Source organism: Streptacidiphilus pinicola, assembly GCF_003258295.1.
In the GTDB taxonomy this organism is placed as follows: Bacteria; Actinomycetota; Actinomycetes; order Streptomycetales; family Streptomycetaceae; genus Streptacidiphilus; species Streptacidiphilus pinicola.
Map to the genome: position 1 here is coordinate 30046 of NZ_QKYN01000065.1, position 23378 is coordinate 53423.

At 70.3% G+C, this 23378-nt stretch carries 20 protein-coding genes; 13 read left to right on the forward strand and 7 right to left on the reverse strand.

Going from position 1 to position 23378, the window contains the following annotated elements; genetic code table 11:
* Nucleotides 1–63: 63 nt before the first annotated feature.
* On the forward strand, nt 64–1812 hold the full coding sequence (gene treZ, locus DN069_RS16535) for a malto-oligosyltrehalose trehalohydrolase (protein WP_243639315.1): 1749 nt from the start codon (nt 64–66) through the stop codon (nt 1810–1812).
* Here treZ and coaE read toward each other — a convergent pair.
* The 3 genes from coaE to rpsA form a co-directional block, all read right to left on the reverse strand.
* Nucleotides 1761–2396 carry a dephospho-CoA kinase gene (gene coaE / locus DN069_RS16540; protein WP_111501766.1) on the reverse strand — a complete coding sequence of 212 codons (636 nt, stop codon included), beginning with the start codon at nt 2394–2396 and terminating at the stop codon, nt 1761–1763. The genes treZ and coaE overlap by 52 nt on opposite strands.
* 66 nt (nt 2397–2462) lie before the next feature.
* Nucleotides 2463–4667, reverse strand: coding sequence for an MMPL family transporter (locus DN069_RS16545; RefSeq protein ID WP_165845520.1), 2205 nt, complete (start codon nt 4665–4667; stop codon nt 2463–2465).
* 241 nt (nt 4668–4908) lie between these two features.
* Nucleotides 4909–6408, reverse strand: a complete 1500-nt coding sequence (gene rpsA / locus DN069_RS16550; protein ID WP_111501768.1) for a 30S ribosomal protein S1 — start codon at nt 6406–6408, stop codon at nt 4909–4911.
* 348 nt (nt 6409–6756) lie between these two features.
* On the opposite strand from rpsA, the gene DN069_RS16555 reads away from it, so the two are divergent.
* Nucleotides 6757–7608: a class I SAM-dependent methyltransferase gene (locus tag DN069_RS16555; RefSeq protein ID WP_111501769.1), complete on the forward strand. Its 852-nt coding sequence runs from the start codon at nt 6757–6759 to the stop codon at nt 7606–7608.
* Here the strand turns inward: DN069_RS16555 and pgfA are convergent.
* Nucleotides 7531–8577 (reverse strand): cell envelope lipid trafficking protein PgfA, encoded by a 1047-nt coding sequence (pgfA, locus tag DN069_RS16560; RefSeq protein WP_111501770.1) that lies wholly within the window; start codon nt 8575–8577, stop codon nt 7531–7533. The two genes, DN069_RS16555 and pgfA, sit on opposite strands and share 78 nt — an antisense overlap.
* A gap of 13 nt (nt 8578–8590) precedes the next feature.
* Nucleotides 8591–8725 carry an SPW_0924 family protein gene (locus DN069_RS16565; RefSeq protein ID WP_111501771.1) on the reverse strand — a complete coding sequence of 45 codons (135 nt, stop codon included), beginning with the start codon at nt 8723–8725 and terminating at the stop codon, nt 8591–8593.
* A 126-nt stretch (nt 8726–8851) separates the two neighbouring features.
* Between DN069_RS16565 and DN069_RS16570 the strand changes: the two genes are divergently transcribed.
* The 4 genes from DN069_RS16570 to DN069_RS16585 are packed head-to-tail and all read left to right on the forward strand — an operon-like array spanning nt 8852 to nt 12764.
* Nucleotides 8852–9877: an ABC transporter ATP-binding protein gene (locus DN069_RS16570; protein ID WP_111501772.1), complete on the forward strand. Its 1026-nt coding sequence runs from the start codon at nt 8852–8854 to the stop codon at nt 9875–9877.
* A gap of 33 nt (nt 9878–9910) precedes the next feature.
* Entirely contained in the window at nt 9911–11116 is a 1206-nt protein-coding gene (locus tag DN069_RS16575; protein ID WP_111501773.1) for an ABC transporter substrate-binding protein, read from the forward strand.
* Complete coding sequence (locus DN069_RS16580) at nt 11116–11970, forward strand: ABC transporter permease (protein WP_111501774.1); 855 nt, start codon at nt 11116–11118, stop codon at nt 11968–11970. The genes DN069_RS16575 and DN069_RS16580 overlap by 1 nt, the downstream gene beginning before the upstream one ends.
* Nucleotides 11970–12764 carry an ABC transporter permease gene (locus tag DN069_RS16585; RefSeq protein ID WP_111501775.1) on the forward strand — a complete coding sequence of 265 codons (795 nt, stop codon included), beginning with the start codon at nt 11970–11972 and terminating at the stop codon, nt 12762–12764. The genes DN069_RS16580 and DN069_RS16585 overlap by 1 nt, the downstream gene beginning before the upstream one ends.
* A 14-nt stretch (nt 12765–12778) precedes the next feature.
* Here DN069_RS16585 and polA read toward each other — a convergent pair whose 3' ends face one another.
* Nucleotides 12779–15523 (reverse strand): DNA polymerase I, encoded by a 2745-nt coding sequence (polA, locus tag DN069_RS16590; RefSeq protein WP_111501776.1) that lies wholly within the window; start codon nt 15521–15523, stop codon nt 12779–12781.
* A gap of 185 nt (nt 15524–15708) precedes the next feature.
* Between polA and DN069_RS16595 the strand changes: the two genes are divergently transcribed.
* From DN069_RS16595 to DN069_RS16625, 7 genes are all read left to right on the forward strand, one after another.
* On the forward strand, nt 15709–16194 hold the full coding sequence (locus DN069_RS16595) for a PaaI family thioesterase (protein WP_243639317.1): 486 nt from the start codon (nt 15709–15711) through the stop codon (nt 16192–16194).
* 60 nt (nt 16195–16254) lie between these two features.
* Nucleotides 16255–16881: a hypothetical protein gene (locus tag DN069_RS16600; RefSeq protein ID WP_111501777.1), complete on the forward strand. Its 627-nt coding sequence runs from the start codon at nt 16255–16257 to the stop codon at nt 16879–16881.
* A 169-nt stretch (nt 16882–17050) separates the two neighbouring features.
* Nucleotides 17051–18283, forward strand: coding sequence for a branched-chain amino acid ABC transporter substrate-binding protein (locus DN069_RS16605; protein WP_111501778.1), 1233 nt, complete (start codon nt 17051–17053; stop codon nt 18281–18283).
* Nucleotides 18284–18420: 137 nt separating this feature from the next.
* Nucleotides 18421–19350 (forward strand): branched-chain amino acid ABC transporter permease, encoded by a 930-nt coding sequence (locus DN069_RS16610; RefSeq protein WP_111501779.1) that lies wholly within the window; start codon nt 18421–18423, stop codon nt 19348–19350.
* A gap of 5 nt (nt 19351–19355) precedes the next feature.
* Nucleotides 19356–21110: a branched-chain amino acid ABC transporter permease gene (locus DN069_RS16615; protein ID WP_111501780.1), complete on the forward strand. Its 1755-nt coding sequence runs from the start codon at nt 19356–19358 to the stop codon at nt 21108–21110.
* 5 nt (nt 21111–21115) lie between these two features.
* Nucleotides 21116–21961 carry an ABC transporter ATP-binding protein gene (locus DN069_RS16620; protein WP_111501845.1) on the forward strand — a complete coding sequence of 282 codons (846 nt, stop codon included), beginning with the start codon at nt 21116–21118 and terminating at the stop codon, nt 21959–21961.
* The gene (locus DN069_RS16625) at nt 21958–22674 is read left to right on the forward strand and encodes an ABC transporter ATP-binding protein (protein WP_111501781.1); all 717 of its coding nucleotides are present in this window, start codon (nt 21958–21960) and stop codon (nt 22672–22674) included. Before DN069_RS16620 ends, DN069_RS16625 begins: the two co-directional genes overlap by 4 nt.
* Nucleotides 22675–22730: 56 nt before the next feature.
* Here the strand turns inward: DN069_RS16625 and DN069_RS16630 are convergent, their stop codons facing one another.
* Nucleotides 22731–23345 (reverse strand): ANTAR domain-containing response regulator, encoded by a 615-nt coding sequence (locus DN069_RS16630; protein WP_243639319.1) that lies wholly within the window; start codon nt 23343–23345, stop codon nt 22731–22733.
* Nucleotides 23346–23378 lie beyond the last annotated feature (33 nt).

Consider the following 23378-nt stretch of genomic DNA (forward strand, 5'->3'; position numbering starts at 1 on the left):
GGGAGGCGGAAGGAGGGTCCGGCCGCGCATGCGGACGCGGCCGGGCCGGGTAGGAGGGCGGGTATGCCGACGCCCGCCATGCCCTCCCCGACGTCCGCCCACCGCCCGCACCGGTTCACCGTCTGGGCGCCCGACCACGCCGCCGTGGAGGTGGAGGTCGACGGGACGGTGCACGCCATGCGACCCGATCCGGCCCGGCCCGGCTGGTGGGAGGCGGGTGTGCCGGCCGATCCGGGCGCAAGCCGGTACGGCTTCCGCCTGGACGGTGGCCCGACGCTCCCCGACCCGCGCTCGGCCCGCCAGCCCGACGGACCGGACGGCCCGTCACAACTGGTCGACCACGCGGCTTTCCGCTGGACCAGCGCGGACTGGCCCGGCCGGGGTCTGGCCGGAGCGGTCCTCTACGAGCTGCACGTCGGCACCTTCACCCCGGAGGGCACCTTCGACAGCGCCGTCGAGCGCCTCCCGCACCTGGTGGAGCTCGGCGTCACCCACCTCGAGCTGATGCCCGTCTGCCCCTTCCCCGGCCGGCACGGCTGGGGCTACGACGGCGTGGCGCCCTGGGCGGTCCACGAGCCCTACGGCGGCCCCGAGGCGCTCAAACGACTTGTCGACTCGGCTCACGGGCACGGGCTCGGCGTGGTCCTCGACGTCGTTCCCAACCACCTCGGGCCGTCCGGCAACCACCTGCCCGCCTACGGGCCGTACTTCACCGACCGCCACCAGACCCCGTGGGGTTCGGCGGTGAACCTGGACGCCCCCGACTCCGACGAGGTGCGCGCCTACTTCATCGGCAGCGCCCTGGCCTGGCTGCGGGACTACCGCATCGACGGACTCCGGCTGGACGCCGTGCACGAGCTCGTCGACCACCGCGCGCTGCCGTTCCTGGAGGAGCTGGCCACCGCCGTCGACGAGCTGGGTCGGGCCACGGGCCGCCCGCTCTTCCTGATCGGCGAGTCCGACCTCAACGACCCGCGTCTGGTCACCGCGCGCGAAGCGGGGGGCATCGGACTGGCCGGCCAGTGGAGCGACGACTTCCACCACGCCCTGCACACCGCGCTCACCGGCGAGAGCCAGGGCTACTACGCCGACTTCGCCCGGCGCCCGCTGCACGCCGTGGCCAAGACCCTGACCCGCGGCTTCTTCCACGACGGCACCTGGTCCAGCTTCCGCGGCCGTACCCACGGCCGGCCGTTCGACCTGGTGCGCACCCCGGCGCACCGGCTGCTCGGCTACACCCAGACCCACGACCAGATCGGCAACCGGGCCCGCGGCGACCGCCTCGCCGCGACCCTGACGCCCGAACGGCTGGCGGCGGGCGCCGCGCTGATGCTGCTCTCCCCGTTCACGCCGATGCTGTTCATGGGCGAGGAGTGGGGCGCCTCGACGCCCTGGATGTACTTCACCGACCATCAGGACCCGGCACTGGCCCAGGCCGTGCGCGAGGGCCGCCGCCGGGAGTTCGCCGAACACGGCTGGAAACCGGAGGAGATCCCCGACCCGCAGGCGGAGTCCACGTTCATCGGCTCCCGCCTCGACTGGGCCGAGCCGCGGCAGGACGGGCACGCCGCGCTGCTCGACTGGTACCGCACGCTGATCCGGCTGCGCCCGCTGGCGACTGGACCCGCCGAGGTCGAGTACAGCGAGACGGAGCGCTGGCTGGTGCTGCGCCGCGACGAGCTGGTCGTCGGCGTCGACCTCGGCGTGGCGTCGACGGGCGCGCGGCGCGAGCTACCGCTGCCCGGCGGGACGGTGCTGGCTCAGTTCCCGCCGTCGGTGACGGTGCTGCGGGTTCCCGCCTCGGGCCGGTAGGCCTGCAGCTTTCCCCAGACCTCCCGCACCTGCGGCGCGAGCCGCTCCAGCGGCCCGTCGTTGTCGATCACCAGATCCGCGACGGCGAGCCGCGCCTCCCGCGTCGCCTGCGCGGCCATCCGCGCCCGGGCGTCCGCCTCGGCCATGCCGCGCAGCGCGACGAGCCGCCGCAGGCGCGTCTCGTCCGCCGCGTCCACGACGACGACCACGTCGTAGAGCGGCGCGAGCCCGTTCTCGGCGAGCAGCGGTACGTCGTGCACGACGACAGAGTCGGGCCCGGCGGCCGCCTCTAGCTCCGCGGAACGCCGCCCGACCAGCGGGTGCACGATCGCGTTCAGCGCGGCGAGCCTGGTCGCGTCCGCGAACACGATGGCACCGAGCTTGGGACGATCCAGCGAGCCGTCGGCGGCGAGCACGACCTCCCCGAACTCCGCGACGACGGCCGCCAGCCCCTCCGTCCCGGGCGCGACGACCTCCCGCGCGATCAGATCCGCGTCCACGACCACGGCCCCGAGCTCCGCGAACAGCGCCGAGACGGCGCTCTTGCCTGCGCCGATGCCGCCGGTAAGTCCAACTTTGACCATGGTCAGAACGCTAGCGGGTTTCCGGGGGCGCGAGGAACTGCGCGACAAGCCACCCACCCACGCACATCACCGAACGGGCAGGGCCATCCGCTCATCAGTGGTTTCTCGCGCAGTTCCCCGCGCCCCTGATGGTGCAGCCTCCGCCCGCTGCACCGGGACAGCAGCCGCGACCGGCAACGGCGGCAGGACCGCGTGTTCCTTGAAGCCGTAGCGGGCGTGGAGGCGGCGGAGGAAGGGCGGAGCCCACCAGTTGATGCGGGCCAGCATCGACATCGTCGCCGGGACGAGCAGCATCCGGACCAGGGTCGCGTCCACCAGGACGGCGACCGCCAGGGCGAGGCCGATCTCCTTGATGTCCAGCATCCGGCCCGTCGAGAAGCCCAGGAAGACGATCACCATCAGGGCCGCCGCCGAGGTGATGATCCGGCCGCTGCGCTGTACGCCCAGTTCCACGGAGCGCGCACACGAGTAGCCCTCGTCGTGCAGCTCCTTGATCCGGGAGAGCAGGAAGACCTCGTAGTCCATGGAGAGACCGAAGGAGAAGACGAAGACAAGGACCGGGGTCCACGCCTCCAGCCCGCCGGTGGGCGTGAAGCCGAGGAAGCCGCTGAACCAGCCGCCCTGGAAGACCAGGGTCATCACACCCAGGGCCGCGCCCAGCGACAGCAGGTTCATCACCAGGGCCTTGATCGGCACCACGACCGAGCCCGTCATCAGGAAGAGCAGCGCGAAGGTCGCGGCGACGATCAGCCCGAGCGCCCAGGGGCCCCGCGTGGTGATCTCGTGCTGGAAGTCGACGACGCTCGCCGCGTCGCCGGTGACCCAGGTGGTGAGCCCGTCCCGGTCGGCCCGCAGCTCGTTCACGACGTGCTGGGCGGTCGCGCCCTGAGGGGAGCCGGTCACGTGGACGCCGACGGCGGCCCACGCGGTGCCGCCGCTGCCGCCGGCCTCCGTCACGGCGGCGGTCCTGACGTCCGGCAGCGCCTCGATGTGCTTGGCGTAGTTGTCGGCCGTGGCCGCGTCGCCCTTGACCAGCACGGTGACGTCGGGGTTCTGCAGGGTCGGGTAGTCGGCGGCGATGGCGTCGGCGACGGTCCGGGCGCCGAAGCTGGTGGGCAGCGTCTGGGTGCCGAGGCTCTGCGCGTGGGCGCCGAAGAACGGCGCGGCGGCGGCGATCAGCAGGGCGACGGTGGCCAGTGCGACGGGCAGTGCGCGGCGGCGGACCTTGCGCACCACCCAGGCGAAGCGGCCCTTGTCCCGGACGCCCTGCTTGGGCGGCTTGATCTTCTTGCCGGCGAAGCCGAGCAGCGCGGGGACGAGGGTCAACCCGGACAGCACCGTGATGACGACGACGCTGACGCCGGCGGCCGCGACCGCGTGGAAGATCGGGCTGGTGAGCACGAACAGTCCGGAGAGGGCGACGGCGACGGTCAGCGCGGAGAAGGCGATGGTGCGGCCCGCCGTGGCACTGGTGCGCTCCACGGCCTGTTCGATGGTCGCACCCTTGCTCCGCTCCTCCCGGAACCGGTTGACCACCAGCAGCGCGTAGTCGATGGAGAGGCCGAGGCCGAGCACGGTGGTGATCGGCAGCACGCTGGTGTCCATCGGCATGATCTGGGTGAAGCCCAGGAGCGCCAGCAGGGCGCCCGCGACCGAGCCGATCGCGCCGATCAGCGGGAGCCCGGCCGCGACGAAGCCGCCGAAGATCAGCACCATCACCACCAGGGTGATCGGCAGGGCGACGAGCTCGCCGGTCTCGGTGTCGGACTTGGTCTGCTGCTGCACCTGCTGCGCCAGCACCTGGTCCCCGCCGAGCTTGACGCTCGCGCCGCTGTCCGTGGCGATCCGGTCCAGCCGCTGGCTCGCGGCGTTCAGCGCCTTGGCGTCGCTCAGCTGGACGCTCACGATCTGCGAGGAGCCGTTCTGGGCGCGGGTGTCGCTGATCGAGCCGACGCCCGGCATGGTGCGCAGGTCGCTCTCGGCGGAGCTGACGGCGGCCTTCACAGCCGGGTCGTCGGCGGACTTGCCGCTGACGAGCGCCTGCAGCGCGTCGCCGCTGGTGCCGTACTGGGAGAGGAGCGCCGAGCCGGTGGCCGACTCGGAGCCGGCGGCCTTGGCCGAGGGGGCGGCGGCGTTGAAGACCTTGGTGCCGAAGACCAGACCGATCGCGATCAGCACGGCCCAGGCGAGTGCCACCCACTTGCGGTGACGGAAGCTGAACCGGCCGAGCGCCGCGAAGGGGCCGCGGAGCCGCGAGGGGGTCTGGTGCATAAGGAGGCCTTGCTTCCGTTCAGGGCAACTCAGTCCACGGTGACCGAGTTGCCCCATGATCGGTAGAGGCTACCGATATGGGCTGCGCCATAGTCGTCAGGCGCGCATAAGCCAGAAGTCAAGAACGCCCGAATGAACGCACAGCGACCGACAGAAACGCGACAGAAACGAACGAACCCCCGCCCGGTTCCCCGGGCGGGGGTTCGTCAGACGCTGTGCGTCAGCTCAGGAGAGCAGAGCCTCAGCTCTGGCCACCCGCGAGCTTCTCGCGGAGCGCGGCCAGGGCCTCGTCGGTCGCCAGGGCGCCCGAGGTCTCCTCGCTGCTGGAGGAGTACGAGCCACCGGACACGGCGCTGCCGCCGGTCTCGGCAGCGGCACCCTCGCCCGCGGCAGCGGCCTCGGCGTCGGCCTCGCGGCTCTTGACGACCTGGGCCTGGTGCTGCTCGAAGCGGGTCTGCGCCTCGGCGTACTGGCGCTCCCACTCCTCACGCTGCTTCTCGTAGCCGGGCAGCCAGTCGTTCGCCTCGGGGTCGAAGCCCTCCGGGTAGATGTAGTTGCCCTGGTCGTCGTAGGACGCGGCCATGCCGTAGAGGGTCGGGTCGAACTCGACCGCCATCGGGTCGGCACCGAAGGACTCGTTGGCCTGCTTCAGCGAGAGGCTGATGCGACGACGCTCGAGGTCGATGTCGATGACCTTGACGAAGATCTCGTCGCCGACCTGGACGACCTGCTCCGGGATCTCCACGTGGCGCTCGGCCAGCTCGGAGATGTGGACCAGACCCTCGATGCCCTCGTCCACGCGGACGAACGCACCGAACGGAACCAGCTTGGTGACCTTACCCGGGACGACCTGACCGATCTGGTGGGTCCGGGCGAACTGCTGCCACGGGTCCTCCTGGGTCGCCTTCAGCGACAGGGAGACGCGCTCGCGGTCCATGTCCACGTCGAGAACCTCGACGGTGACCTCCTGGCCGACCTCGACAACCTCGGACGGGTGGTCGATGTGCTTCCAGGACAGCTCGGAGACGTGCACCAGGCCGTCGACGCCACCCAGGTCCACGAAGGCACCGAAGTTGACGATCGAGGAGACGACGCCGGAGCGCACCTGGCCCTTCTGCAGGGTGGTGAGGAAGGTCTGACGGACCTCGCTCTGGGTCTGCTCCAGCCAGGCACGGCGGGACAGGACCACGTTGTTGCGGTTCTTGTCCAGCTCGATGATCTTGGCCTCGAGCTCCTTGCCGACGTACGGCTGGAGGTCGCGGACACGGCGCATCTCGACCAGGGAGGCCGGGAGGAAGCCACGGAGGCCGATGTCGAGGATGAGACCACCCTTGACGACCTCGATGACGGTACCGGTGACGATGCCGTCCTCGTCCTTGATCTTCTCGATCGTGCCCCAGGCGCGCTCGTACTGGGCGCGCTTCTTGGACAGGATCAGACGACCCTCCTTGTCCTCCTTCTGGAGGACCAGGGCCTCGATGCTGTCGCCCACGGCGACGACCTCGTGCGGGTCGACATCGTGCTTGATGGACAGCTCGCGGGACGGGATGACGCCCTCGGTCTTGTAACCGATGTCGAGGAGCACCTCGTCACGGTCAACCTTCACGATGGTGCCTTCGACGATGTCACCATCGTTGAAGTACTTGATGGTCTCGTCGATCGCGGCGAGGAAGGCCTCGGCGTCGCCGATGTCGTTGACCGCAACCTGGGGAGTGGTGGGGGCCTCGGTGCTGCTCGTCATTAGGAAAGGGGCTCCGGTACGGACATGAAGTCGTAGGTACTACCACGCCGGGGACCCGTGATCGCTCCACCAAGGACGCCACAGATCAGCCGGATGCCGCACAGAGGACAAGCAAACAAGCAGCGAAACGTGGAGTCTTCAACAGATGCGAGCGCGACCTGCTCCGTCCGAGGCGCGCAGGCCCGCAGCGCAACTTGTAGCATACGGGGACAGCCATGCACGGTCAATGCGGAAGCCGCACCGCGGGGTAGGCCCGGACGGATGGATGTCTATCGCCCGAACGGGACTTTCCGCAAGACCCTGAGGTGTCCTCGCTTGCTACGGCGCCAAGGTTACGCTATCGGCGACATGATCAATGACACTCCCCCCGAGATGACCGAGCCCGGTATCGACGACGACGCCGAGGCGGTCCGCCGCGAGGCCGGCGCAGGCGAGAGCAGCCGCGCCAGCCGCGGCTGGTGGGACCGCAACGCCGACGAGTACCTGCTGGAGCACGGCGCCTTCCTCGGCGACGCCCGGTTCACCTGGTGCCCCGAGGGCCTCGACGAGGCCGAGGCCCGACTGCTCGGCGACCACGCCGCGCTGCGCGGGGCCCGCGTGCTGGAGATCGGCGCGGGCGCGGCCCAGTGCTCGCGCTGGCTGGCGGACCAGGGCGCCCTCCCGGTCGCGCTCGACCTCTCCCACCGGATGCTGCAGCACGCCCGCCGCATCGACGAGCAGTCGGCGCGCACGCCGGTGCCGCTGGTCGAGGCGGACGCCACCGTGCTGCCCTTCGCGGACGCGAGCTTCGACCTGGCCTGCTCCGCCTACGGCGCGGTGCCCTTCGCCGCCGACACCGCGCGGCTGATGCGCGAGGTGCACCGGGTGCTGAAGCCCGGCGCGCGCTGGGTCTTCTCGGTCACTCACCCGATCCGCTGGGCCTTCCCCGACGAGCCGGGCGTCGAGGGCCTGACGGCCACCACCTCCTACTTCGACCGCACCCCTTATGTCGAGCAGGACGAGAGCGGCGCCGCCGTCTACGTCGAGCACCACCGGACCCTCGGCGACCGGGTGCGCGAGCTGGCGCTGGCCGGCTTCCGCCTGATCGACCTGGTCGAGCCGGAGTGGCCCGAGGGCCTCACCTCAGAGTGGGGCGGCTGGAGCCCCCTTCGCGGTCGCCGTCTCCCCGGCACCGCCGTGTTCGTCTGCGTCCGCGACTGAGGCGACCGGCAGCGTCGGTGGGGCGGTCCGACGCCGGGCCCGCCCCTCGACGACGAAGGCCAGTGCCAGCGCGGCGACGCCCAACAGCGGTAGCCCGGTGGGCAGATCGTCGCGCAGCAGGAGCAGCAGGGTCCGCTCCTTCTTCACCAGCGCGACGGTGGCGGCCTGGTAGTCGGGGCGGATCTTCACGTCCCCGGAGAAGATGGTCACCGGCGCCATGCCGGAGCTCGGCGGCATCCGCAGCTGTTCGTTGTGCACTTCCTCGCCGTTGATCGGCGCCCCGGTGACCGGGTCGACCCAGAACTTGCGCACGGTGGTGTACCAACGCTGGTAGCCGAGGCTGTCGATCTGCTGCGGCGTGATCGCGACGCCGTCCGGCATCGCCTTCGGGAACGGCACCCGGGTCCAGGGGATCGTCTGCTCGAAGTAGTAGACGGTCAGCCCGTCGAGCTGCGTGGTGCCCTTGTAGTGGATGGGCGCCGAGGTGCGGGTCTGCGGGTCGAAGTACTGGTAGTCGTGGGGCTGGGTGTCGAAGGGGAACTTGTACTCGATGCCGACGCGGCTGAGCGCCTGCCCGTCGACGTTCTCGCCGCAGCAGTGCACCGGCTCCTGGGTGTGCGCGTCGAAGGGGTAGACCTCCGGGATGGCGGAGAGCCGCTTGCCGTCGTTGCCCAGCACGTAGGAGAGCGCGTCCCAGACGACGACGGACCGGCCGGTGCGCCTCTGGTAGGCCTCGGCCGCACCGGCGTCGCCCTTGAGGGTCTCGACGATGGTGACGTGCTGGTGCGGGACGCCGGCCATCTTGCTGTAGTCGATCAGTGTGGCGTCCTTCGCCTCCAGCACGACGGCCTGGTACTGGTTGTCCGGCACCGCGACCACGTGCGGGTAGACCCACACCCGCAGCATCACGCCGAGCACGGCGAGGAAGGCCGCGAGGGCCACCAGGACGAGGGAGAGCCGCTGCCGCATCCGCCTCTCCCCGCTACGGGTGCGCCGGAGCGCTGGTGAGCAGGGGTTTGGCCGTCGTCGGCCCGTTCTGGTCGGCGAGCGGCACGGCCACGAAGGCCATCAGTACCGCCACCACGGCTCCCACGGCCGCCGCGATCAGCGCGCGCACATCCGCCCCTTCCCGTCGATGCCCGGGCAGATGCGCACCGTAGCGTCGACCATCACAAATGAGAACGGGTTCTACCTTGTTTCCGGGGTCAGTTCGGCGCGCCGGATGTTGGGCATCTATGTGGTCATGACGGTGACCCTGAGCGGCGTGAGCAAGAAGTTCGGCGCGGTGCGCGCCGTCGACGGGGTGGATCTGGAGATCCGGTCCGGCGAGTTCTTCTCCATGCTCGGCCCCTCCGGTTCCGGCAAGACCACCGTGCTACGGCTGATCGCCGGCTTCGAGGAACCCACCACGGGCACGGTGCAGCTCGCCGGGCGCGACGTGACCCGGCTGCCGCCGTTCGACCGGGACGTGAACACCGTCTTCCAGGACTACGCACTCTTCCCGCACCTGTCGGTCCGTCAGAACGTGGAGTACGGCCTGCGGGTGAAGCGGGTCGCCAAGGCGGAGCGGATCTCCCGGGCCGAACAGGCACTGGCCACCGTCCACCTGGAGGGCTTCGCGAACCGCAGCCCCGCGGCGCTCTCCGGTGGCCAGCGACAGCGCGTCGCGCTGGCCCGCGCGCTGGTCAACCGGCCCTCGGTGCTGCTGCTGGACGAGCCGCTCGGCGCGCTCGACCTCAAGCTGCGGCTGGAGATGCAGTCGGAGCTGAAGCAGATCCAGCGCGAGGCCCGGATCACCTTCGTCTTCGTCACCCACGACCAGGACGAGGCGCTGACCATGAGCGACCGCGTCGCCGTCTTCAACGCCGGCCGGATCGAGCAGGTCGGCACGCCCGCCGAGGTCTACGAGCGTCCGGCCACGCCGTTCGTCGCCGGCTTCGTCGGCACCTCGAACCTGGTGGAGGGCGAGACCGCGGCCAAGATCCTCGGCTCGCACGGCAGTTACTCCGTCAGGCCGGAGAAGATCCGGATCCTGCCGCCGGGCACGGCCGCGCGCGGCGACGAGGTGGCCGCACCCGGCCGGATCGCCGACGTCGTGTACGCGGGCGCGCAGACCCGCTTCCTGGTGGACCTGGAGGCCGGTGGCCGCCTCACCGCGCTGCGGCAGAACCGCGACGAGGACGGCGACGAGGCGCTGCGCCACCGCGGCGCGGGCGTGGTCCTGGCCTGGCGACGCACCCACACGGTCGAGCTCACCCAAGCGAACTGACCGGCACCGGAACCGATTGGAGAGCACACCCTCATGCGTACCCTCCGTCCCCTGGCGGCCCTCGCCGCCACCGCAGCGCTGCTGCTCACGGGCGCCTGCTCGGCCTCGAAGAGCCCCGGCGGCCAGACGCCGTCCGGGTTCACCCCGCCCAGGGTCCCGATGCGGCAGAGCCTCGGCGCGGGCGAGGGATCGGTCGACGTCGTGGCCTGGGCCGGGTACGTGGAGTACGGCCAGGACAGCAAGACGGTCGACTGGGTCACCCCGTTCACGAAGGCGACCGGCTGCAAGGTGAACCTCAAGGTGGCCGGCACCTCCGACGAGATGGTCGCGCTGATGAAGACCGGCCAGTACGACACGGTCTCCGCCTCGGGCGACGCCACGCTGCGGCTGATCGCGGGCGGCGACGTCGCCCCGGTCAACACCAAGCTGGTGCCGAACTACGCCACCGTCTACCCGGGTCTGAAGAACCAACCGTGGAACTCGGTCGGCGGCGTCCCCTACGGCATCCCGCACGGCCGCGGCGCCAACCTGCTGATGTACAACACCGCCAAGGTCACCCCGGCGCCGACCAGCTGGGGGGCGGTCTTCGACCCGAACTCCCCCTACAAGGGCCACCTGACCGCGTACGACGACCCGATCTACATCGCCGACGCGGCGCTGTACCTGATGAAGACCAAGCCCTCACTTGGCATCAGGAACCCCTACGCGCTGACCGCCGACCAGTTGAACGCCGCCGTCACGCTGCTCAAGGACCAGAAGCCGAACGTCAACGCCTACTGGAGCGACTACACCAAGGAGCAGGCCTCCTTCGACTCCGGCGACTTCTGGCTGGGCACCACCTGGGAGGTGATCCAGCAGGCCGTGGCCGCCGACGGCAAGGTGAAGACGGCCGCGATCCTGCCCAGCGAGGGCTCGACCGGCTGGTCCGACACCTGGATGGTCTCCGCGCACGCGCAGCACCCCAACTGCGCCTACGAGTGGATGAACTACATCGTCTCGCCGTCCGTCAACGCCCAGGTGGCCGAGTACTTCGGTGAGGCCCCGGCCAACTCGCAGGCCTGCGGCTACATCAAGGACAACCCGAACTTCTGCGCCGACTACCACGCGAACGACGAGTCGTGGTGGAGGAACGTCTACTACTGGAACACCCCGACCAGGAACTGCGTGGACGGCAGCGGCAGGAACGACTGCACCGACTACGCGCAGTGGGTCACCGCCTGGAACGAGATCAAGAGCTGATGCACCGCTCCCCCGTCCGCAGACTGGCCGGGGCGCTGCACCGGCGCCCCGGCCTGCGGCTGACCGCGCTGCTCTCCGCGCCGATGGCCTGGCTGGTGCTGGCCTATCTCGGCTCGCTGGGCGTGCTGCTGCTGTCGGCGTTCTGGACCACCAACGACTTCACCTCGCAGGTGGAGTACGTCTGGAACACCGACAACTTCGCCAACATCCTCAGCGACCCGGTCTACCGGACGGTCGCGCTGCGCACGCTCGGGATCGCCGTCGGCGTGACCGTCGTGGACGGCGCGCTGGCGCTGCCGATGGCGTTCTACATGGCCCGGGTCGCCCGGCCGCGCAGCCGCCGGCTGCTGCTGGTGGCCGTGACGGCGCCGCTGTGGGCGGGGTACCTGGTCAAGGCGTACGCGTGGTGGGTGATGCTCAGCCACGGCGGGGTGCTGGACTGGGCGGTGGGCACGCCGGGCTTCGGCGTGCCCGCGGTGGTGATCACGCTGTCCTACCTGTGGCTGCCCTACATGGTGCTGCCGCTCTACGCCGCGTTCGCGCAACTGCCCGACAGCGTGCTGGACGCCTCCGCCGACCTGGGCGCGCGGCCCTGGCGCACCTTCCGGTCCGTCGTGCTGCCGCTGGTCAAGCCGGCGCTGATCGCGGGCTCGATCTTCACCTTCTCGCTGAGCCTCGGCGACTACCTCACCGTGCAGATCGTGGGCGGGACGACGCAGATGCTGGGCAACGTGATCGCGTCCGACGTGACGCTGAACCTGCCGATGGCGGCCGCGGTCTCGTGCGTCCCGGTGCTGCTGATCGTCGGCTACCTGCTGGCCGTGCGCCGCACGGGCGCGTGGGAGAACCTCTGATGCATCTGAACCGCCGCTCCCGGATCGCGCTGCGGCTCGCCATGGCGCTGGGCCTCGCCGTGCTCTACGTGCCGTTGCTGGTGGTGCTGCTCAACTCCTTCAACGCCTCGCGCTCGTTCGCGTGGCCGCCGACCGGCTTCAGTCTCCGGTGGTGGCAGGCGGCGTGGCAGGAGCCGGGGCTGCGGACGGCGCTGTGGACCTCCGTACGGGCCGGGCTGGGCGCGACGGCGGTGGCGCTCGTCCTCGGCACCATGGCCGCGTTCGCGGCGACGCGCTACCGGTTCTTCGGGCGGCAGGCGGTGTCGTTCCTGCTGATCCTGCCGATCGCGCTGCCCGGCATCGTCACCGGCATCGCGCTGAACGCGGCGTTCCGGACGGTGCTGACGCCGCTGGGCATCGGATTCGGGCTCTTCACCGTCATCGTCGGGCATGCGACGTTCTGCATCGTCGTGGTCTTCAACAACGTGTCGGCACGGCTGCGCCGGCTGCCCGGCAGCGGCGAGGACGCCTCGGCCGACCTCGGCGCGCACACCTTCCAGACGTTCTGGTACATCACCCTGCCCGCGGTGCGCGGCGCGCTGTTCGCGGGCGCGCTGCTAGCGTTCGCGCTCTCCTTCGACGAGATCGTGGTGACGACCTTCACCGCGGGGCCGGGCACCCAGACGCTGCCGCTGTGGATCTTCGACAACCTGGCCCGGCCCAACCAGGGCCCGGTCGTCGACGTCGTCGCCTCCGCTCTCATCGTGCTGTCGGCGCTGCCGGTCTGGCTGGCGCACCGGATGAGCGCCCCGTAGGGGCGCTACGCGCCTCAGTGACCTGCGTCCTCCCAGTTGCGCCCCGCGCCGACGGAGACGTCGAGGGGCGCGCGCAGCGGGTAGGCGCCGGCCATCTCGCGGCGGACCAGCTCCTCGACGGCGGTGCGCTCACCGGGGGCGATCTCCAGCACGATTTCGTCGTGGACCTGGAGCAGCATCCGCGAGGCCAGCTGTGCCTCGCGCAGGGCCGTGTCGACCTTCAGCATCGCGATCTTGACGATGTCGGCGGCCGAACCCTGGATCGGGGCGTTGAGGGCCATCCGCTCGGCCATCTCGCGGCGCTGGCGGTTGTCGCTGTTGAGGTCCGGCAGGTAGCGGCGGCGGCCCAGCAGGGTCTCGGTGTAGCCGGTGCCGCGGGCCTCCTCGACGACGCGCTGCAGGTAGTCGCGCACGCCGCCGAAGCGCTCGAAGTAGGTGTCCATCAGGCGGCGCGCCTCGGCCGTCTCGATGCCGAGCTGCTGGGAGAGGCCGAAGGCGGACAGCCCGTAGGCCAGTCCGTAGGACATGGCCTTGACCTTGCGGCGCATCTCCGCGTCCACCGCGCCCGGCGCCACGTCGAAGACGTAGGAGCCGACGGTGGTGTGCAGGTCCTCGCCGGAGGCGAAGGCGGCCAGCAGGCCCTCGTCCTCGGAGAGGTGGGCCATGACGCGCAGCTCGATCTGGCTGTAGTCGGCCGTCAGCAGCGTCTCGTAGCCCTCGCCGACCACGAAGGCGCGGCGGATCATCCGGCCCTCCTCGGTGCGGACCGGGATGTTCTGCAGGTTCGGGTCGGTGGAGGAGAGGCGGCCGGTGGCGGCGACCATCTGGTTGAAGGTGGTGTGGATGCGGCCGTCGGCGGCGATCGTCTTGATCAGGCCCTCGACGGTGGTGCGCAGCCTGGTCTGGTCGCGGTGGCGCAGCAGGATGACGGGCAGCTCGTGCTCGGTCTGACCGGCCAGCCAGGTGAGCGCGTCGGCGTCGGTGGTGTACCCCGTCTTGATCTTCTTGGTCTTGGGCAGGCCCAGCTCGTTGAAGAGGATCTCCTGCAGCTGCTTGGGCGAGCCGAGGTTGAACTCGTGGCCGACCGCGTGGTGGGCCTCCTTGACGGCCTGCTGCACGGCGGAGCCGAACTGGATCTCCAGCTGGGCGAGCCACTCCCGGTCGGCGGCGATGCCGGTGCGCTCCATCCGGGCCAGCAGGGCGGCGATGGGGAGCTCCAGCTCGCGCATCAGGGCCGGCCCGCTGTCCTTGGCGAGGCGCTCCTCGAGCGCCTGGGCCAGGTCGAGCACCGTGCGGGCCTCGACCATGAGCAGCTCGGCGGCCGCGGCCGCCGCGTCGTCCTCGGAGGCCTCGTCGCCGAAGGCGAGCTGGCCGGAGTCGGCCGCGGCCGCTGAGCCGAGGGTCCGGCCCAGGTACTCCTCCGCCAGCACGTCGAGGCCGAAGGTGCGGCGGCCGGGCTTCTCCAGATAGGCGGCCAGGGCGCTGTCGGCCTCGATGCCCTCGATCTCCCAGCCGTGCTCGGCGAAGGCACGCTGGACCTGCTTGGCGATGTGCAGCGCCTTGGGCCGCGCCGGGTCGGCGAGCCAGCCGGCGAAGGCCCGCTCGTCCTCCTCGGCCAGCGCGGTCGGGTCGAACCAGGCGGCGGGGCCCGACTCGACGGCCAGCCCCACGGCCTTGACGTGACCCTCGCCCAGGGCCCAGGCGTAGTCCGCCTCCAGCCCGACGCGGGCCTCGGCGGCGTGCTCGGCGAGCCAGGCGGCGAGCGCGCCCGGCTCGGTCAGCAGCACGCCGTGGATGTCGACGCCGGGGCCGGCCTGCACGTCGACCTCGGCGCCGGCCTCGCCCGCGCCCGGGTCGACCGCGAAGAGGCGGTCGCGCAACTGCTGGTTGCGGAACTCCAGGGTGTCGAGCAGCAGCGTGGTGGCGGGCACGTCGTACGGCTGCCGGGCGAGCTCGCCGACGCCGAGCGGCAGCTCGACGTCGCGGATCAGCTCGGTCAGCTCGCGGTTGAGCTTGACGTCCTGCAGGCCGCCGCGGAGCTTCTCGCCGATCTTGCCCTTGACCTCGTCGGCGTGGGCGACCAGCTCGGCGAAGCTGCCGTACTGGTTGATCCACTTGGCGGCGGTCTTCTCACCGACGCCCGGAATGCCGGGCAGGTTGTCCGACGGGTCGCCGCGCAGCGCGGCCAGGTCCGGGTACTGGGCGGGGGTGACGCCGTACTTCTCGAACACCTTGTCGGGGGTGTAGCGGGTGAACTCGGAGACGCCCTTGGTCGGGTAGAGCACGGTGACGTTCTCGGTGACCAGCTGCAGCGAGTCCCGGTCGCCGGTGAGGATCAGCACCTCGTAGCCCTCGGCCGCGGCGGCGGTGGCCAGGGTGGCGATGATGTCGTCGGCCTCGTACTCGGGCGAGCGCAGGTGCGGCACGCGCATCGCGTCGAGCAGCTCGGAGACCAGCTCGACCTGGCCGCGGAAGCCCTCGGGCGAGGCGGAGCGGGTGGCCTTGTACTCGGGGTAGATGCCGGCCCGGAAGGTCTTGCGGGAGACGTCGAAGGCGACGGCGAAGTGCGTGGGCTGCTCGTCGCGCAGGATGTTGGCCAGCATCGAGGTGAAGCCGTAGACGGCGTTGGTCGACTGGCCCGTGACAGTGGAGAAGTTCTCCTCGGGCAGGGCGTAGAAGGCGCGGTAGGCCATGGAGTGGCCGTCCATGAGCAGCAGCCGCCCCTGGGAGCCGCCGGTCGAACCCTTACTGCCTGCCATGCCTCGCCACCCGCCGCTCTGCCGAATACCTGTCCCCGAAATCCTATGACCCGGCGCTGACACTTCCGCCCGTGCCACAGCGCGCGGAGCGATCCGCGTCACATGGGCCGGAGACCTCCCGCGTCGTACCATCGCACCGATCTCGCACGACGGAGATCCCGAACGACAACGGCGTCAGGAGCAACATGGCCGACCAGCCCAGCACCGAGCAGCCCGCCCCCGAGCAGCCAGGCGTCCAGCTGAACGTCCCGCAGGACGTGCTGGACCACTTCGCGAAGCTGGGGGTGACGGCCGAGACCTTCTCCGGCGGCCACCTCGGCGAGAAGCTCGGCATCCGGATCGTGGAGGCCTCCCCGGAGCGCGTGGTGGGCACCATGCCGGTCGAGGGCAACCAGCAGCCCTACGGCCTGCTGCACGGCGGCGCCTCCGCGGCCCTGGCCGAGACCCTCGGCTCGATCGGCTCGATGCTCCACGCCGGCCCCGGCCGCTACGCGGTGGGCGTCGACCTGAACGCCACCCACCACCGCAGCGCCACCTCCGGCCTGGTCACCGGCGTCGCCACCGCCGTCTTCCGCGGCCGCACCGCGGCGACCTTCGAGATCGCGATCACGGACGACCAGGGCCGCCGCATCACCAGCTGCCGCCTGACCTGCATGCTCCGCGACCTGTAGTCGCCGCGCGCGCCGGGGCGGCCGGGTTTCGCCGCCCCCGCGCGCGGGAAGCAAGGGCGCATGGCAGGACGCCGTCGTGGATTCGGGGCGGACGACGACGCGCGCCCGAGCGCCATCAGCGAGACCGAGTTGATCGTCAGTCAGGACGCCTCCCCGGCACGGGTCGAGGTCCTGGAGTCGCGGTCGACGACGATCCGGCACAAGCGGGTCTACGCTGCCGGAACCTTCACCCTCCTCCTTGTCGCCGCCCTGGTGCTGTACTTGACGCGCCCTCAGCCGCAGCCGCCGGTCCCGACCGCCTGGCCGGCCGAGAACGCCTCCGTCGGGTACGGGGGAACGCTGCCCGTCCACGACGACCCGACAGGGCGCACCGCCGACTTCGTCGTCTCCGTGCGCAACCAGGACCGGGTGTCAATGACGGTGATTCAGATCACCTTCGCCTACCGGGGGTTGACACTGCGCACCGAGCCCCGGCTGCCACTGCCCGTGCAACCCGGGCAAACCGTGCGCATCCAGCTCATCGTGACCGCGGCGGACTGCTCGGGCATCCCCGAGAACGACGCCCTTCCTTTCGTCGACATTACGTTCCGTAACATCCGCGCAATAGGACAGGAAAGCGAAATACTCGGTGACAGATACACCCTCGACCTGCACCGAGCCATGACCGCCGCCTGCCGTCGAGGGTGAAGTCTCAAATCTTCCTCAGCTGATAACAACCCCATCACATAGACATCCAACCGCTCCCGGCCGAGCACAGGGGAGCCTTAAAGTCACGGCCAGTCACCGCGCCATGGGTAGACAGGTCGGGGCCTGCGCGCGGGTCGATCCCCTCAGGCCAGAGGAAGAAGGACTTCTCGTGCGAAACCGATCCCTGCTCGTGCTGACCGCCATCGCGGCCACCGGCACGCTCACCCTCACCGCCTGTGGCTCCCGCGCGTCGAACAGCGGCAGCAGTGGCGGCTCCGGATCCACCACGGTCACCATCGGCGTCGACGCCCCGCTCACCGGTTCGCTCTCGGCCCTCGGCATCGGCATCCAGAACTCCGTCGACCTCGCCGTCAAGACGGCGAACAAGACCAACGAGGTCCCCGGGGTCACCTTCAAGATCGAGGCCATGGACGACAAGGCCGCGCCGCAGCAGGGCAGCCTCAACGCCACCCAGCTCGTCGGCGACAGCAGCGTCCTCGGCGTGGTCGGCCCGCTGAACTCCGGCGTCGCGCTGACCATGCAGAAGACGTTCAACAACGCCAACCTGGTCGAGGTCTCCCCGGCCAACACCAACCCGGCGCTGACCCAGGGCCCGAACTGGCAGACCGGCACCAAGGCGCGCCCCTTCGCCTCGTACTTCCGCACCGCCACCACGGACGCCATCCAGGGCCCGTTCGCGGCGCAGTTCGCGTACAGCACGCTGGGCAAGAAGAAGGTCTTCCTGGTCGACAACAAGGACGCCTACGGCGTCGGCCTGGTCGGCACCTTCAAGGACGAGTTCACCAAGCTCGGCGGCTCGGTCGCCGGCCAGGACCACGTCACCAGCGGCGCCAGCGACTTCTCCTCCACCGTCAACGCCATCAAGTCCTCGGGCGCCGACTTCGTCTACTTCGGTGGTGAGTACCCGGACGCCGCCCCGCTGACCAAGCAGCTCAAGGCGGGCGGCGACAACATCCCGATGATCGGTGGCGACGGCAACTACGACCCGACCTACGTCAAGCTGGCCGGCACCGCCGCCAACGGCGACTACGCCACCTCCGTGGGCGCGCCGGTGGAGTCCCTGCCGTCCGCGCAGACCTTCGTGGCCAACTACAAGGCCGGCGGCTACTCCCAGGCCTACGGCGCCTACGGCGGCTACTCCTACGACAGCGCCTGGGCCATCATCGAGGCCGTCAAGGCGGTCGTCAGCGCCAACAGCGGCAAGCTGCCCAGCAACCCGCGCGCGGCCGTGGAGAAGGCCATGGGCAGCGTGAGCTTCTCCGGCGTGACCGGCACGGTCGCCTTCGACCAGTACGGCGACGCCACCAACAAGCAGCTGACCGTCTACGGCGTCAAGAACGGCCTCTGGGCCACCATCAAGACCGGCACGTTCTCCGGCTGACGCTGCCGACCGGCACGCATCCGCCGAAGCACCTTCACCACCTCAACCGCGCGGGGGCACCACACTCAGGCCCCCGCGCGGTTCCACGTCCGGTCCGCGGACAGATTCCGACACCGGCTCGAACACGGAGGACCGCGGTGCACGAACTGCCGCAAAACCTGGTCAACGGCCTACTCCTGGGCGCGACCTACGGATTGATCGCCGTCGGCTACACGATCGTCTACGGCATCGTCCAACTGATCAACTTCGCCCACGGCGAGATCTTCATGACGGGTGCCTTCGGCGCGCTGTCGGTCTACCTCGGACTCGGTTCCGGGACCTCGATGTGGATCACCATCCCGCTGATGATCCTCGGGGCCATCGTCACCTCGACCGTGATCGCGGTCCTCACCGAACGGCTCGCCTACCGTCCCCTGCGCAACGCTCCGCGCCTCGCGCCGCTGATCACCGCCATCGGCGTCTCGATCACCCTGCAGCAGCTGGTCTGGGGCTTCTACCCCAGCGCCAAGTCGCCCCGCGTCTTCCCGAGCCTGCCCGGCGGCCCGTACCACATAGGCAGCATCCTGATTCAGTCCTCGGACATCTTCGTGCTGGTCGCGGCGGTGCTGTCCACCCTGTTCCTGGCCTACTTCGTGCGCAGCACGCGCACCGGCCGGGCCATGCAGGCCACCGCCCAGGACCCGGACACGGCCAAGCTCATGGGCATCAACACCGACCGCGTCATCGTGATCGCCTTCGCGCTCGGCGCCGCGTTCGCCGGCATCGCCGGTGTCGCCTGGGGCCTGCGCTACGGCGAGATCAAGTTCGACATGGGCTTCCTCACCGGCCTGTACGCCTTCACCGCCGCTGTCCTCGGCGGTATCGGCAACATCTACGGAGCCATGCTCGGTGGCCTGGTGCTCGGTCTGGTCCAGAACCTCACCGCCATCTACATCGCCGACATCCCGGGCATGAGCCAGTTCAGCAGCCAGTCCTGGTCCAGCGTCTGGGCCTTCGTCATCCTCATCCTGGTGCTCATGGTCAGGCCGCAGGGCCTGCTCGGTGAGCGCGTCGCGGACAGGGCGTAACCACCATGACCGACACACTCCAGCTCCAGAGCGAAGCGGCCGCACGACCCAAGCCGGCCATCCCGCTCCCGACCTCCGTCGCCCGTGCGGCCACCGCCGCGGGCGCGGTGATCACCGCGGCCTCCGCCTTCCTGTCCTGGACCTACAGCTCCCAGTTCCCCGGCGACCTCACCGTCTCCGGCTACCCGGGCGGGCTGCAGTGGATCACCTTCGCCGGTGGCCTGTTGACCCTGCTCTACACCCTGGTCGGCTACCGCGTCCCGGTCCTGCGCCTGCTGGCCCCCGGCGGGCCCGAGGGAACCACGGTGCTGCTCGCCGTCGGCTCCGCGGTCACCACCTGGTTCACCCTGATCGCCATCAGCGTCGAGCTCGGCGGCCTGGCCAACCTGACCGGCGGCGGCTGGGTCGCGGGCGTCGGCTCGCTGGTCGCCGTGGTCGGCGCGCTCGCACTGCCCCGCGACGGCGAGCAGACGCAGGACGCCAAGCTCCGCGTGCTGCTCTACGCCGGCAAGCGCCCCGAACTGCCGCCCACCCAGCCGGAGAGCCCCTGGGTGGAGGTGCCCGTCGTCCTCGTCACGCTCGCCGTCGCCCTCGGGATCTTCTCCTACGGCATCGACACCGCCTACGCCGAGCTCTTCGGCGGGTTCCTGATCCTCACCGGGTTCACGGCCTGGGCGCTCAACCGCTCCGGCGACTTCACCCGGCTCGCCGCGCTGATGCAGCGCAACCGCACCACGGCCGCCGTCGGCGCGTTCGTCGCGGCCGGGCTCTTCCCCTTCACCCAGCAGGGCGGCAACGCCGAGGCCAACGCCAACCTCGGCGTCAGCATCCTGATCTTCGCGGCCACCGCGCTCGGCCTGAACATCGTCGTCGGCCTGGCCGGTCTGCTCGACCTCGGTTACGTCGCGTTCCTCGGCGTCGGCGCCTACACCGCCGCGCTGGTCTCCGGCGCCGCCGGCGCCGCCTTCCACGTGCAGTTCCCGTTCTGGGCGGCGGCCCTGCTCGGCGCGGCCGTCTCGGGCGTCTTCGGTGTCCTGCTGGGCGCGCCGACGCTGCGCGTCCGCGGCGACTACCTGGCCATCGTCACCCTGGGCTTCGGTGAGATCTTCCGCATCGTCGTGCAGAACCTCGACGGCACCTCCGGTCCCAACGTCACCAACGGCGCCATCGGCATCAGCAACGTGCCGGACCTGAACATCTTCGGGTTCGACTTCGGCTCGCCGCACAGCCTCGGCTGGTTCACCATCGGGCGGTTCGCCAACTACTTCGAGCTGATGCTCCTGTTCACGGCGATCATCGTGCTGGTCTTCGCCCGGTCCACCAACTCCCGGATCGGACGCGCCTGGATCGCCATCCGCGAGGACGAGACCGCGGCGACGGCCATGGGCATCAACGGCTTCCGCTTCAAGCTGCTCGCCTTCGCCCTCGGCGCCACCCTGGCCGGTCTGGCCGGCACCGTCTTCGTGCACGTCAACTACAGCGTCGTGCCCGACACCTTCCAGTTCGCCGGACCCACCCCGCCCAACTCGGCCTTCCTGCTGGCCGCCGTCGTCATCGGCGGCATGGGCACCGTGACCGGACCGCTCGTCGGCGCCTCGCTGTTCTTCCTGCTGCAGGCCAAGCTGTCGTTCCTGCACGACTACCAGCTGCTGCTCTTCGGCCTGACGCTGATCCTCTTCATGCGCTTCCGCCCCGAGGGCATCATCCCGAACCGGCGCCGCCAGCTGGAGTTCCACGAAGCCGAAACCGCAGAGGCGTGAACGCGATGACCGAGACCACCACCGCCACCACCGCCGAAGCACCGACGCCGGGCACCCCGCTGCTGCAGGCCAGCAACGTCGTCATGCGCTTCGGCGGCCTCACCGCCGTCAACGACGTCTCACTGACCGTCAACACCGGCGAGATCATCGGCCTGATCGGCCCCAACGGCGCCGGCAAGACCACCTTCTTCAACTGCCTCACCGGCCTGTACGTGCCGACCGAGGGCACGGTGACCTACCAGGGCCAGGCGCTGCCGCCCAAGCCCCACAAGGTCACCCAGGCCGGGATGGCGCGCACCTTCCAGAACATCCGGCTCTTCCACAACATGACGGTCCTGGAGAACGTCCTCGTCGGCCGGCACACCCGCACCAAGGAGGGCCTCATCTCGGCCATCCTGCGCGGCCCCGGCTACCGCCGCGAGGAGGCCGAGTCCCGTGCGAAGGCGATGGAGTACCTCGACTTCGTCGGACTCGCGAAGAAGGCCGAGACGCTCGCCCGCAACCTGCCCTACGGCGAGCAGCGCAAGCTCGAGATCGCCCGCGCCATGGCCAGCGAGCCCGGCCTGCTGCTGCTCGACGAGCCGACGGCCGGCATGAACCCGCAGGAGACCCGCGCCACCGAGGAGCTGGTCTTCGCGATCCGCGACCGCGGCATCGCCGTGCTCGTCATCGAGCACGACATGCGCTTCATCTTCAACCTGTGCGACCGCGTGGCCGTCCTGGTCCAGGGCAGCAAGCTCGTCGAGGGCGACGCCGCGACCGTCCAGGGCGACGAGCGCGTCGTCGCCGCCTACCTCGGCACGCCCGTCGAGGGCGGCGCCGACAGCACCACCCCGGAGGAGAACCAGTGACCGCGCTGCTCGAGGTCGAGGACCTCCGCGTCGCCTACGGCAAGATCGAGGCCGTCAAGGGCATCTCCTTCAGCATCGAGGAAGGGCAGGTGGTCACCCTCATCGGCACCAACGGCGCCGGTAAGACCACCACCCTGCGCACGCTCTCCGGGCTGCTCAAGCCGACGTCCGGCAGCGTCACCTTCAAGGGCGAGCGCATCGACGGCAAGCAGGCCCACGAGATCGTCCAGATGGGTCTGGCCCACTCCCCGGAGGGGCGCCGGATCTTCGCCCGGATGACGATCGAGGAGAACCTGCTCCTCGGCGCCTTCCTGCGCCGGGACCAGGCCGGGATCCAGGCCGACATCCGACACGCCTACGACCTCTTCCCGATCCTGGGCGAGCGGCGCAAGCAGGCCGCGGGCACGCTGTCCGGCGGTGAGCAGCAGATGCTGGCGATGGGCCGCGCGCTCATGTCCCAGCCGAAGCTGCTGATGCTGGACGAGCCCAGCATGGGTCTGTCGCCGATCATGATGCAGAAGATCATGTCCACCATCACCGAGCTGCGCCAGGGCGGCATGACCATCCTGCTGGTCGAACAGAACGCCCAGGCGGCGCTCTCGCTGGCGGACCAGGGTCACGTGATGGAGGTCGGCCGGATCTCGCTCTCGGGCACCGGCGCGGACCTGCTCCACGACGAATCCGTACGCAAGGCCTACCTCGGCGAGGACTAGCGGACCACAAGAGGAGGGGTGCGGGGGCTTCGCCCCCGCACCCCTCCTCTTACTTGTTACTTGCTGGCGCCCTCTTCGATGACGGCCTCGGCGACGGCCTTCATGGTCATCCGGCGGTCCATCGAGGTCTTCTGGATCCAGCGGAACGCGGCAGGCTCGGACAGCCCGAACTTGGTCTGCAGCACGCTCTTGGCGCGGTCGACCAGCTTGCGGGTCTCCAGGCGCAGATTGAGGTCCTCGATCTCCAGCTCCAGCGCCCGCATCTCGCTGTAGCGGGAGACGGCCATCTCGATCGCCGGGACCAAGTCGCCCTTGTTGAACGGCTTCACGATGTAGGCCATGGCCCCGGCGTCGCGCGCCCGCTCGACCAGCTCGCGCTGGGAGAAGGCGGTCAGCATCAGCGTCGGAGCGATGTGCTCCTGGTGGATCTGCTCGGCCGCCGAGAGCCCGTCCAGGACGGGCATCTTCACGTCCAGGATCACCAGGTCGGGCTTGAGCTCCTGCGCCAGCTTGACGGCGGTCTCGCCGTCCCCGGCCTCGCCGACGACGGTGTAGCCCTCCTCCTCAAGCATCTCCTTGAGGTCGAGGCGGATCAGGGCCTCGTCCTCGGCGATGACGACGCGAGTGGTCGTCGGCGGGACGTGCGGATCCTGCTCGTCGGCGGCGGTCACGATGCTCCTCGTAGCTCCGGGGCGTACGGCGCA